The following is a 12340-nucleotide window of genomic DNA, read 5'->3' as shown; positions in this document are numbered from 1 at the left end:
ACAGTCCAATCATTGCTTGCCCTAACTGATGCGGAGTTTTGTTGGCTTCTTCAAGGGGGCTATGTTCGCTTCGCAGGTCAAAACATCACTCCCGATCCGGCAAGGCCTGAAACGATGGGTCCGCCCTGGCTCTATCTGGTGGAATGCTGGTGGCCTGCGGAAGGGCCGTTGCGGGTGTGCCGCCTTTGTCCTAATCAGGACGAAATCTTGTGAGGGAGCGCACATATGCGTTTGAGCCGTTATTTTCTGCCCGTGCTAAAGGAAAACCCCAGCGAGGCGCAGATCGTCAGCCACCGCCTGATGCTGCGCGCGGGCATGATCAAGCAATCCAGCGCGGGCATCTATTCGTGGCTGCCTCTGGGCTTCAAAGTGCTGCGCAAGCTCGAGGATATCGTGCACGAAGAACAGGTGCGCGCCGGTCACATGCCGATGCTGATGCCCACGATCCAGTCGGCGGATTTGTGGCGGGAAAGTGGACGCTATGACGCCTATGGTGCCGAGATGCTGCGCATCAAGGATCGCCACGATCGCGACATGCTGTTTACGCCCACGGCCGAAGAGTTGATTACAGACATTTTCCGTGCCCATGTGGGCAGCTACAAGGACTTGCCGCTGACGCTCTATCAAATCCAGTGGAAGTTTCGGGATGAAATCCGGCCGCGCTTTGGTGTGATGCGGGGCCGCGAATTCTTCATGAAGGATGGGTACAATTTTGACCTGACAAAAGAGGATGCGCTGCACGCCTACAACCGTCACCTGGTCAGCTACCTGCGCACTTACGAACGGATGGGGCTGCAGGCCATTCCAATGCGCGCGGACAGTGGTCCGATTGGCGGCGATGACACGCATGAGTTCCTAGTGTTGGCCGACACGGGCGAGAGTGAGGTGTTTTACGACAGCGCGGTCACCGATCTGACCTTTGGCGATCGGGACATCGACTATGACAGTGTCGAACAATGTGCTGCGATCATGGAGGAGTTTACTTCGAAATATGCCCGCACTGATGAAACCCATGAAGAGGCGCTGTTCAACGAAATCCCTGAAGAACGCCGCCGCGTAGCGCGTGGGATCGAAGTCGGGCAAATCTTCTACTTCGGCACCAAGTATTCCGAGGCGATGAACGCGGTCGTGCAAGGCCCGGATGGCAAACAGGTGCCGGTCCACATGGGGTCGCACGGGATCGGGGTCAGCCGCTTGCTGGGTGCAATCATCGAAGCCAGCCATGATGACAACGGCATCATCTGGCCCGAAGGCGTGACGCCCTTCCACTGCGGGATCGTTAACCTGAAACAGGGCGATGCCGAGGCGGACGCCGCCTGCGACGCGCTCTATGCCAGCCTAACGGCACTGGGGCTTGAGCCACTCTATGACGATCGCAACGAACGGGCAGGGGGCAAGTTTGCTACCATGGACCTGATCGGTCTACCATGGCGGATCACGGTTGGGCCGCGCGGCCTCAAGAATGGTGTTGTGGAACTCACGTCGCGCCGGACAGGCGAAAGCGAAGAGTTGCCGCCAGAAGAAGCAGTGAAGAAAGTGGCGGAGATTTACGCGGGGTTGTAGTAACCTGATGCAAATGCAGGCTCTTTTCAGATTGATCTTATGTGCGGCGTCAATAGCGCTGCCCGCGCTTGCAAGCGGGGATGAAACAACGCCGGCATACAAGCATCGTAACCTTGAAGCCGCATTTGCGGACTGGCTTGCTGCGCAAGATGCATCCGGCAGTATGGCGTCAGGCGTGTTTCAGGCGGACTACGGTTGGATTGTCGATGCTTATGACGGTGCGGCGGACAAGTCTGCAGAACTCGCTAGTGTATCGAAGTCCGTAACGGCCGTGTGCGCTCTTCATCTGGTTGATCAGGGGCGTCTTGACTGGTCCGACTCTCTGCGGGACTTCGTTAATCCTGCACCGGACGTGACGGTGGGCGAACTGGTCACACATACGTCCGGGCTCGCCCCGGATGTCACTCAATTTGCCATGTTCGGATGGTTAGGTCAGGCTGGGGCGGAGCACAGCCACTTCAGTACACAGGTGCTGGATCTGGTCAACGCGCGGCCCGAACAAACTGCCACTGTTGGTGAATATTTCTACAACAACGAAAACTACGCCTTGCTGGCGCTCGTGATCGAGCACGTCACCGACATGTCCTATTTCGATGCATGCAGTGACGTGCTGGACTTGCCGGCCAGCATTCAGCCCGGCGCAGTTACAGGCATGTTCCAACCCTGGGGAGGGTTGGTGTCAGATGCCGAAGGGTACCTTTCGTTTCTTCAGACCCATTTTGGGCCGGGCAGCCGGGTTGCCCGTGATCCGTTTGACTTGCCACATGTCGCGCTGGGCGGCGGTGCTTATTACGGCATGGGCATGGTGTTCCGTCCCTATCAGGACAGTTTCAACTTCTGGCATTTTGGTGCCTTGTGTTTTCCCGGGCGCCTGAACATCGGGAGCTTCGCGGTCATCTGGGAGGGCAAAGTCAGTGTGATTGCCCTGTATGATCAATGTGTCGACGGTGATGCCATGGGGGGGCTGGACGCGGCGCTCAGCGCTGCTGTCTACGGAAAGCGTCCATGATCCTGCGCGCTATTGTGCTTGCGGGTGGTCTGTTTGGTGGCGCGCTGGCATCGCAACTGCCCGAATTTTCGCAACAATATCGGCAACGCCTTGGCGGTGCTGTGGATGCGCTTTCAGAAGTGGTGGCTGATTTCGATGCGTCGGCCCAGGCCGAAGGGCTGACCCGCACGGCAGCCCTGGCGCAGATGCACGGTACAGCCTTTCTGGATCGTAGAAGGGCGGACATGACCCGCACGTTTGCGCGCTATGATCAGTTGCAAATGGACCTGATCACCCTGAACGGCGCCGGGCCGCTCTTGCGCACGTATTACGTGGCGCGGTCAAGAGATACCGAAGTGGCCGCCGCCGCGCTGTCCAGTTTCGAACCGGCGGTGCCTCTGACGATGGCGGGGGGCATCTTTGCCACAACCGGTCTTTTTGCCGGACTCCTGACGGTTTGGGCGGCGCTCAAGCTCCTGCTATGGCCCTTTGGACGGCGGCAACCTGCGCGCGGGACTTGACCTCGGGGACGGACCCCGCCACATCTCCCTGAACCCGAGCAGGAGCCGTAAATGGCCAAACCCACAGCCCCCTTTGCCCCTTTCGAGTGGATGATCGCATGGCGCTATCTGCGCGCCCGTCGGGCCGAAGGCGGGGTGAGCACCATGACGTGGATCAGCCTGATCGGCATTACGCTGGCCGTTTTCGCGCTTGTGGCCACCCTTGCGGTGCGCGCCGGTCTGCGTGCGGATTTCGTTGACGCGATGCTGGGCGGAAATGCCCATATCGAACTGCGCTACGTCGCGGTGCAAGAGGAAGGGCGCGCGCCAGATACCACCATCCCCAACTACAACGACATCCTGCCCGGCATCGAGGCACTGTCAGGTGTCACCGATGCAGCACCGCTGGTCCGTGCCCAGGTCATGGGCAGCTTTCGGGGCAGCAATGCGCCAGCGGATGTCTACGGGATCAGTCGCGCCGATCTTCTCGAATACCCGCTTGTGGCAAGTGCCGAGGGGCAACAGGGCTCGCTTGACCGCTTTGACGAAGGCATAGCTGTGGGATCGCAGCTTGCCTCGCAACTGCGCGTGGGTATCGGCGACCGGGTCAAACTGATCTCACCCGATGGGGCGCGGACCGCACTTGGCATCACGCCCCGTATTTCGGCCTATGAGGTGGTCTATATCTTTTCCACCGGCCAACCCTTCATGGACCAGTCCCGCATCTACCTCCCGCTGGCTGAATCCCAAAGCTTTTTCAACCGCGAAGGCGTGGTGGACCAGATCGACCTGCGCCTCGCCGATCCCGAAGACCTGACGCCGGTGGTGGACGCACTGCGCGGCGTGGCAGGCGACCGGGCCTATAGCTGGACGTGGCAGGACAGGTTTGGCGGGATGCTGCGCGCACTTGAGCTGCAAAACAATGCGATCTTCATCGTGCTCGCCATTGTCGTCCTGATCGCCGCACTCAATATCGTGTCGGGGCTGATCATGCTGGTCAAGAACAAGGGGCGCGACATCGGTATCTTGCGCACAATGGGGCTGAGCCAGGGTTCAATCCTGCGAATCTTCTTCCTGTGCGGGGCATGGGTCGGCACTGTTGGCACCATCCTGGGCATCGTGTTGGGGGCGCTCTTTTCCGCCAATATCGAACATGTCTACCGCCTCGTGAATACGTTGACGGGCAACGGTGTCACCGATCTGGAAGGCCGCGGTTTCATCTTCCCATCAGCTGTCCTGTCCGCGGGCGACGTGCTGTCCGCTGCGGCACTGAGCCTGACGCTGAGCTGGCTTGTCACCCTGTTCCCGGCGCGACGTGCTGCGCGCATGAACCCGGTCGAGGCGCTGCGCTATGAATGATCACGTTCTGTCCCTCAGTGGCATCACCAAAACCTACAATGCGGGCCTGCCCGGGCAGGTGGATGTCCTGCGCGGTGTGGACCTTGATCTGAAACGGGGTGAGGTCGTTGCCCTCGTTGCGCCCTCGGGAGCCGGGAAATCGACTCTATTGCACATCGCAGGCATGTTGGACACGCCTGATGCCGGGAACGTCACCTTGAATGGTCAGAATATGACCGGCCAATCAGATCGGCTTAGAACTCTGGCTCGCCGTGCCGATGTGGGGTTTATCTATCAGTTTCACCATCTGTTGCCCGAATTCTCAGCTATCGAAAACATTGCGTTGCCCCAATTGGCGGCGGGCATTTCCAAGGCGGATGCAGAGGCGCGTGCGCTGTCCCTTCTTGAAAAGGTTGGGGTGGCTGATCGCGCGACGCACCGCCCTGCAGAATTGTCTGGCGGAGAACAACAGCGCGTCGCCTTTTGTCGTGCTCTGGCCAATGCGCCAGCCCTGCTGCTGGCGGACGAACCGACTGGCAATCTCGACCCCGCGACGTCTGATCAGGTTTTTGATGCACTGATGTCACTTGTGCGGGACACGGGGCTGTCTGCGCTGATTGCAACGCACAATTTCGATCTTGCTGCACGCATGGATCGCACAGTCCGTCTGGACGCAGGCCATTTAGCTGCTCTTTCTTGACCTTTCTTCCATGATCTGAACGACCGATCACATCTCTCAAAATGGTTTTCCTGACCTGATACGAAATCCGCAGCTTGACGGCTGCGTTCCGGTTTGCTCTTTCTTGACCTCGCGGCAATGACCGTGGGGGGATAGAAGAACAATGCCGGAGATATCCACGGCAGAGATTGAGCGCACGGTGCAAGCGGCACTGATGGCGCATGGCGCAGCGGCCTTTCCGGCGGCAGAAGTGGCGCGTGCAGTCGCACAGGCCGAAGCGTCTGGGAACCGAATTTGCGGCCTCTATTATCTGGAAAGCTATTGTCAGCAACTGCGCACAGGGCGCGTCAAAGGCGACGCCGTGCCAGTTGTGACCGCGCCGCGCCCTGCTGCCATCCATGTGGATGCTTTAATGGGGTTTGCTCAACCCGCTTTTGCATACGGATTGGCACCGGCCTTGGATGCAGCGCGGCAATTTGGCATTGCAAGCCTAGCCATCGGTCACGCGCATACGTGCACCGCATTGGGATACTTTACGGAACAGATCGCGCAGGCCGGGTTGATTGGCTTGGGCATGACCAATGCATCGCCCATTGTGGCACCTCCTGGCGGCAAAACGCGTATGATCGGAACTAACCCGATTGCGTTTTCCGTTCCTGACGGAAAGGGCGGTCTTTCCATGCAGTTCGACCAGTCGACCACAACGGTTGCCTTGGGCAAAATCACCATGGCCAAGGCCGCAGGTGAAGCCATCCCGGAAGGATGGGCGCTTGATGCAAATGGCAACCCGACAACGGACCCTGAGGCCGCTCTGGCCGGGTCGCTCGTGTCGACCGGCGGATACAAAGGCTGGGGCTTTGGACTGATGGTCGAGTTGCTGACCGCCGGTCTGACAGGTGGTGTGCTCAGCCGGGAGGTGAAGCCTCTGAAAGCGCCCGAAGGGCCACCCCATGACCTCGGGCAATATTACATCCTGATCGACCCCAGCACATCCGGTGCCTTTACGGATCGCCTTGCGCAGTTCGAAGCGTTCCTCGCCGAAGACAGCGCAGGTCGGATGCCCGGGCAAAACCGTGTTCTGGCTGATCCGGTGGACGTTGACCCGACAGCATGGGCCCAAGCGCAAGAGTTGGCCGGTATCTCGGGCTAGCTCAGGCCAGTTGGGTTAACCAGACGCCCACCGCCATAAGGGCGATGCCCCCTATGCGCGCCAGTCCCAGAGACGTTGCCTGCGCGCCGAATAACCCGAAATGGTCGATCGCGGCGGCCGAAATCAATTGGCCCAACAGAACAAAGAAAACAGCGTTCCCGATGCCAAAATGCGGGGCGATATAGGTGATGCTCAGTACATAGAACGCGATCAGAACACCGGCGAGCAACAGATGTTTCGGCGCGGCGGATAGCTTGGACATACCCTGCGCGCCCGTCAGTACAAAAACGACCACCGCCGTGCCAAAGGCGATGACAAACAGCACCGTTGCGGCTGCGGCTGGACTGCCCAAGCGCGTGCCAAGCGCAGCATTCAGCGCGGCCAGGATCGGGATGCCGATACCGGCCAAAAGCATGATCACGGCATATTGGGCCATTCCGGCACCTCCATCATTTGGTCTTGGGTCAGGCACAAATTCCATTCACCTGTACACCATCCCATGGCAGGCGGACATCGTGCTGCCGGGATTGCGGAAGGGGGGATACGGGCATCGCCTGCGATATCAAGGCATGCAGACGCTGTGTGCGTCCGCCTTGCGGGTCCAGCGCACGGCAGCACACGAATTCTTCTACGATGGAGCCTTGCTGTTCAAATCCGAAATCCAGGAATTTCCGGTCCGCTGACACGTCAAAAAGATAGGGATCGTCGCTGAACCGATGCTCGCGCGCGGCCTTGAGCGGGGAATATCCGGTCACCTCGCGGTTCTGCCATTGCCACACATGGGTCAGTTCATGGGCTAACAGCATGGCGGCAATCAGGTTGATCTCGTCCGGGTAGGCGGGCACGTAATCGTCCAGATACCAGTCCTTGTCGAACAGCACGTTCTGCCAGAGGGCCACGGCTGCGGGCTTGGCCGTGATGACGTCCGTGGTTGGTGGCGGCAGGATGCGTTCCCGGCAGGTGGTCCGGGGCCGCGCCTTGCGCTTGAACGTGACGGCGCGGGTCGGTGCGCCGTCAATCAAGCGCACACGGTCCGTGTTCAACTGATCGCCATGGATGGTGCTCGCAAATTCACGCTCGGCATCGGTCAACGGACGGCCACATGCGGCCAACAGGGTCAGGATCAGAAACAGGCGTAAAATCATGTCCGCAGTAGGGGGCAGAACGGGGGCGGGATCAAGGCTTGAAACCGCGTGGATCCTCGCGCCGTTGTCGCATCTCCGTGATCAGAGGTGATGGGGCAGGGGGTTTTTGTGTCAGGTTGTCGCACCCACGTCTTTCTCATCATCGCGGGGATCACCCTCGCGGACTGCACCGCAGGCCACCACTCACGTGTTCCCGGCCTGCCTGGAAAGGAGAGTAGATATGGAAAAGGTTATCATTCCAACCGTGTTTGGATTTGCTGCCATGATGAGCTTGTGGGTCATCGTCGGCACCACGGTTTAAAAGGGTTCCAGCCTCGGTCTTCTGGACGTCCCGGGGATGGAGCAGCGCGGCGGAGGGCCTCTTTGGTTCCCCCTTTAACACATGCGGCCCCCGCCGCCCTTTGAACGCCCAGAAAGCGCCTTTGTTGGGTAAAGGGTCCTTAACCTGATGCGGGCATATAAAAGACGAAGCGGATAAAGATGTGCTCCGCTTCGTGTATCGAGTAGTAGCGGAGGCGAAAGCCTCCGCTTTTTAACCGGTCTTGATGCAGGTTTTGATCTGATATGCGTCATACGAACGGGTCTGACCGCTTGCTCGTGGATTTACAAACCCAATACTTTTTTGTCCGTTGACGCTCCGAATCCCAAAGTCAAATGTGGATTCGGCCAGGAAGCTTTTGTCTGAATCAACGCGTGGAAGATCATCTTCGTAAACGTAGAACAGTGTTCTGGCATATTCACTAAAATGAGTTGGGCACCTTTCATCTGAAGCCAGAAACAGAATGGAACGATCTGGGTGAGCCGCTTCGTCAATTCTGTCTTCGGAAAACTTCTGATAGGTGCGAATAAGCGCCTCGAAGTCTTGGACTCTTTCCGCAAGCTCTTTCTGTTGTGTTTCTATTCCAGACACAGTCTGTTCAGCCTTTGAGGCCGTTGTCTCAACTTGAGATTTGATTTCCGTGATCGCTTCGATCTCGGACAAGAACTCCTGGCTCTTTTGAACGATTAACGTATTGAAACGGGCTTCGCTCAGCGAAATCTCGTTTCTCAATTGAACCTGGAACGTGTTCAAGTTGGCCTCCTGTTCCTCCCTCAGCTGATTTTCAGCTGCATTGATGCGTTCGAGAGTGCTGGAATAGTTGGTGTCAATTTTGGCTGTGAGACCACGTATCTCGACTTCCTTGCTTGTAAATGCATCAAAAACCTCACCTGCGCGTTGATTGATGTCAGCAATGGCTATGGTTTTTTCTTCGGCGACCGAGTTCAGCCGTGCATCACGCACGAGCTCTTCCAAAGTATTCACTCGCGTTTGTAGGTTCGATATCCAAAAAGCGCCTGCAACCACGATGGATACAACGGTAAGCAGTGATGCGATTGGTGTTAATACGGGTTCGATTTTTTCTTTGAAAAACTCAATCATGAATGGTCTCGGCTAAATACGCCGATACACTACACATCCAATTCTTCTACAAATCTAGCATTTTCTTGAATATACTGAAACCGCATCTCCGGCTTCTTGCCCATCAAACGCTCCACAAGGTCCCCGGTCTCACCGGGTTCATCCTCGTCAATCGACACGCGGATCAGCTTGCGCGTCGCCGGGTTCATGGTGGTGTCTTTCAGGTCCTTCGCGTCCATCTCGCCCAGACCCTTGAAGCGGGACACGTCGATCTTGCCCTTGCCGCCCAGACCGCTCTCCATCAACTCATTCTTCTCAACTTCGTCCAGGCAATAGACACGGCGCGCCCCTTGCGTCAGCCGGAACAGGGGCGGGCACGCCAGATACAGATGCCCTGCATCAATCATCGGTCGCATCTGGGTGTAAAAGAACGTCATCAACAGCGCCGCGATATGCGCGCCATCCACATCCGCGTCGGTCATGATGATAACCTTGTCATAGCGCAGATCATCAATGTTGAACTTGGCCCCCAGACCCACACCAAGCGCCTGCGTCAAATCCGAAATCTCGGCATTCGACCCCAGCTTGGACGAGGCCGCACCTAGCACGTTCAGGATCTTGCCGCGCAGGGGCAGCAACGCCTGGGTCTTGCGATCCCGGGCCATTTTCGCCGAGCCCCCCGCACTGTCGCCCTCGACAATGAATAATTCCGTACCATCGCGTGTTGATGAAGAGCAGTCCACCAATTTGCCGGGAAGCCGAAGTTTCTTAGTGGCGGATTTGCGTTGTGTTTCTTTCTCGGCCCTTCTGCGCAGCCGTTCTTCGGCGCGCAGAACCAGGAAATCAAGGATGACCCCGGCAGACTTGGTGTCGGCGGCCAGCCAGTTGTCAAAGTGGTCGCGGACCGAGTTTTCGACCATCCGCTGTGCTTCAACCGTGGCAAGGCGATCTTTGGTCTGACCCACGAACTCAGGTTCACGAATAAAGCACGACACCAGCGCGCCTGCCCCCGTGATCAGGTCTTCGCGCGTGATCGTGCCGGCCTTTTTGTTGTTCACTAAGTCGCCATAAGCTTTGATCCCTTTAAGGATCGCCGCCCAGAACCCGGCCTCGTGCGTGCCACCCTCGGGCGTGGGCACGGTGTTACAGTAGGATTGGATGAACCCGTCGCGGCTGGGCGTCCAGTTGATCGCCCATTCCACCTTGCCTGGCACCTTGAATTTCTCGAACGACACCGACCCGGCAAAGGGCGCTTCGGAATAAGTGGTCGCTCCGCCCATGGCTTCGGTCAGGTAGTCGGCCAGACCGCCGGGGAAGTGAAACGTTGCCTCTTGTGGCGTGTCCCCATCGGCAATGGCCGACTTCCAGCGGATTTCCACACCCGAGAACAGGTATGCCTTGGACCGCGCCATTTTGAACAGGCGCGCAGGTTTCAGTTTGAGCGAGCCGAAGATTTCAGGATCCGGATGGAACGTGACCGAAGTGCCGCGCCGGTTCGGGGCGGCACCCACCTTGGCCAACGGCGCCTGCGGCACACCGCGTGAAAACTCCATGGCAGACAGTTCGCGATTGCGCGCCACTTCGACCCGCAAATGGTCGGACAGAGCGTTCACCACGGATGACCCAACCCCGTGCAGACCGCCGGATGTCTCGTAACTGTCGCCGGAAAACTTGCCGCCTGCGTTCAGCGTGCAAAAGATGATTTCAAGCGCGCTCTTTGACGGGTCCTTTGGGTGAGGATCGGTCGGAATGCCGCGCCCGTTGTCGCGCACTGACACATGGCCGTTATCGTGCAGCTCGACCTCGATCCACGTAGCATGTCCCGCGACCGCTTCGTCCATCGAGTTGTCGATGATCTCAGCCACCATGTGATGCAGCGCGCGGTCATCCTTGCCCCCGATATACATGCCCGGGCGCAGGCGCACGTGCTCCATATCCTCGAGCACCTGAATGGAGGAGGCATCGTAGTCAGAGGGCCCATTGGCCCCGGCAAGAAGATCGGACATGGCAGCTGCTCTTTGTTGGTTGGAGCGCACTATGCCAGAGCCGTAGGAAGCAGGGAAGAGGCGAGCGGAACTGCCATCGTCCAAAAAATGGATGTAGTGAGCAAATCGGGTAACAGGCGAACCGCCATTTCTTGCAGATCACCTCCTCTCTGAAACCTCCGGTGCCCTACAGTTTCACTGATACACTTGCCTGATAAGACGATACCTGTTGGTGCCTCGGTTACCGGTGATCGTCCCGTTCCCCGCAGTTCCGCGGCCATCCAGCGCAAAACGACCACCAGACAGACGTTTCCCGTCGGCATCATATTCATCAAATGCGAACCCTTTGCGGGTTGGCTTGGTTATCCGCAATCGAACTTCCCGTTTTCCCTCGGTGTCGATGGATGTGTATTGGCAACGACCTTGCGTGCGGCTGCAATCGTGCGGCGTGTATGCGACCTCAAACCCATCTTTTCTGACCCAACGAACGTGATTTCCATCCCTGTCCAAGTACGTTGTAAAAACTGGTGTGCCTTGTGGGGCCGGCCCCGAAAAACTCTCGAGAACAAAGGACGGTCCCACTTTGCCTCTGAAAACATGGTGGATCAGCCCGTTCTGGCTCTGATCTATGCTGACATAGTCTCCGGACTTAAAGGTTTCGAGCTTCCAACGAATGTCCTGTGCGTATGCAGATGTGCCAATGCAAAACAGCATGATGGTTAGTGGGAAGTGTCTCAAGTTTCGGTCCTTTTGTTAATTAAGCGTGAGATGAGACGTGGTCGGGTTGGCGGGTGGCTACTTCCACGCCAGCGCTCTTGTGCGGTTTCCGGTCGCTGACAATATGCCGGGGATCTGTGAACACGATCGTGGCTCATCCCGGCCAATGTGCTCCGAGTTTGCCCACCGTCTGCTGTTCGTCGATCACCTTGCGGTAATGCTTCATGCTGTGATCCGGGCCAAAGACGGACCGGCGCGCGCGGGCCTTGTGCACATGACCCATGTGGTGAAACGATCCTGGCAGATCGCACACGCTGTCATCGTCCCGATTGATGCACAGGCACAGGTTCGAATGCTTGATGGCACCGCGATTACGTCGCGGGCGCGGGGCAGCAAACGCGATGCCCGGCACACCATAGGTACGCACAAGGATTTGCGTCGCAGCGGCCCCCAACGAATGACCAATGACGTATTTCGGGCGGTGGTTTTTCCGCTCCAACCAGTCAAAGATCACCTTGGCGTGGGCCAGGAAACCCTGATGCCAAACCGTGCCGGACGCACCTTTTTCAGTGTCATCGTCAGCCAGCCGGTACCGTTTGCCGCCGATGTTCAGAACCCGCAAATTGTACTTGAGGTAGTCCATCACCGAATTGGAGCCGGGGATCAGCAGAATGTCCCCCTTGAGGAAGATCGCCTGCACATCATTTTCGTCCAGACCGTCCCGCCAAGCGTTCGCCAATGAGGCGTTGCTTCTGCCTTTATAGGAGGCTTCGGCCATCTTTGCGGCCAGCTTGATATCATATCTATGGGTCATGAAAATGTCTCCGTACTTTGAAATGCGACAACTATGCCGCGGTCAAAGCCACTTGGGAAGAC

General features: G+C 57.9%; 12 protein-coding genes. 6 read left to right on the top strand and 6 right to left on the bottom strand.

The window, feature by feature from the left end:
- Nucleotides 1–225 precede the first annotated feature (225 nt).
- The 6 genes from proS to IE087_RS09190 all read left to right on the top strand — a co-directional run bounded on the left by proS (nucleotide 226) and on the right by IE087_RS09190 (nucleotide 6218).
- The gene (gene proS / locus IE087_RS09215; protein WP_189369013.1) at nucleotides 226–1563 is read left to right on the top strand and encodes a proline--tRNA ligase; all 1338 of its coding nucleotides are present in this window, start codon (nucleotides 226–228) and stop codon (nucleotides 1561–1563) included.
- Between the two features lie 13 nt (nucleotides 1564–1576).
- Nucleotides 1577–2572 carry a serine hydrolase domain-containing protein gene (locus IE087_RS09210; RefSeq protein ID WP_189369012.1) on the top strand — a complete coding sequence of 332 codons (996 nt, stop codon included), beginning with the start codon at nucleotides 1577–1579 and terminating at the stop codon, nucleotides 2570–2572.
- Entirely contained in the window at nucleotides 2569–3072 is a 504-nt protein-coding gene (locus IE087_RS09205; protein WP_189369011.1) for a DUF2937 family protein, read from the top strand. The genes IE087_RS09210 and IE087_RS09205 overlap by 4 nt, the downstream gene beginning before the upstream one ends.
- Nucleotides 3073–3123: 51 nt before the next feature.
- Nucleotides 3124–4410: an ABC transporter permease gene (locus IE087_RS09200; RefSeq protein WP_189369010.1), complete on the top strand. Its 1287-nt coding sequence runs from the start codon at nucleotides 3124–3126 to the stop codon at nucleotides 4408–4410.
- On the top strand, nucleotides 4403–5089 hold the full coding sequence (locus tag IE087_RS09195; protein WP_189369009.1) for an ABC transporter ATP-binding protein: 687 nt from the start codon (nucleotides 4403–4405) through the stop codon (nucleotides 5087–5089). The genes IE087_RS09200 and IE087_RS09195 overlap by 8 nt, the downstream gene beginning before the upstream one ends.
- Nucleotides 5090–5231: 142 nt before the next feature.
- Nucleotides 5232–6218: an Ldh family oxidoreductase gene (locus IE087_RS09190; protein WP_189369008.1), complete on the top strand. Its 987-nt coding sequence runs from the start codon at nucleotides 5232–5234 to the stop codon at nucleotides 6216–6218.
- Between the two features lies 1 nt (nucleotide 6219).
- Here the strand turns inward: IE087_RS09190 and IE087_RS09185 are convergent, their stop codons facing one another.
- The 6 genes from IE087_RS09185 to IE087_RS09160 form a co-directional block, all read right to left on the bottom strand.
- On the bottom strand, nucleotides 6220–6654 hold the full coding sequence (locus IE087_RS09185) for a DMT family transporter (protein ID WP_189369007.1): 435 nt from the start codon (nucleotides 6652–6654) through the stop codon (nucleotides 6220–6222).
- 28 nt (nucleotides 6655–6682) lie between these two features.
- On the bottom strand, nucleotides 6683–7363 hold the full coding sequence (locus tag IE087_RS09180; protein WP_189369006.1) for a hypothetical protein: 681 nt from the start codon (nucleotides 7361–7363) through the stop codon (nucleotides 6683–6685).
- A gap of 532 nt (nucleotides 7364–7895) precedes the next feature.
- Nucleotides 7896–8783: a hypothetical protein gene (locus IE087_RS09175; RefSeq protein WP_189369005.1), complete on the bottom strand. Its 888-nt coding sequence runs from the start codon at nucleotides 8781–8783 to the stop codon at nucleotides 7896–7898.
- Between the two features lie 29 nt (nucleotides 8784–8812).
- On the bottom strand, nucleotides 8813–10768 hold the full coding sequence (locus IE087_RS09170) for a DNA gyrase/topoisomerase IV subunit B (RefSeq protein WP_189369004.1): 1956 nt from the start codon (nucleotides 10766–10768) through the stop codon (nucleotides 8813–8815).
- 174 nt (nucleotides 10769–10942) lie between these two features.
- Nucleotides 10943–11485 (bottom strand): hypothetical protein, encoded by a 543-nt coding sequence (locus tag IE087_RS09165; protein WP_229801318.1) that lies wholly within the window; start codon nucleotides 11483–11485, stop codon nucleotides 10943–10945.
- A gap of 133 nt (nucleotides 11486–11618) precedes the next feature.
- Nucleotides 11619–12278 (bottom strand): alpha/beta fold hydrolase, encoded by a 660-nt coding sequence (locus IE087_RS09160; protein WP_189369002.1) that lies wholly within the window; start codon nucleotides 12276–12278, stop codon nucleotides 11619–11621.
- Nucleotides 12279–12340: the final 62 nt, after the last annotated feature.

The sequence above is a fragment of the Tateyamaria omphalii genome (assembly GCF_014651375.1).
Taxonomy (GTDB): Bacteria; Pseudomonadota; Alphaproteobacteria; order Rhodobacterales; family Rhodobacteraceae; genus Tateyamaria; species Tateyamaria omphalii.
The sequence above is the reverse complement of the archived record's forward strand: the minus strand, read 5'-3'. Positions and strand labels throughout refer to the sequence as shown.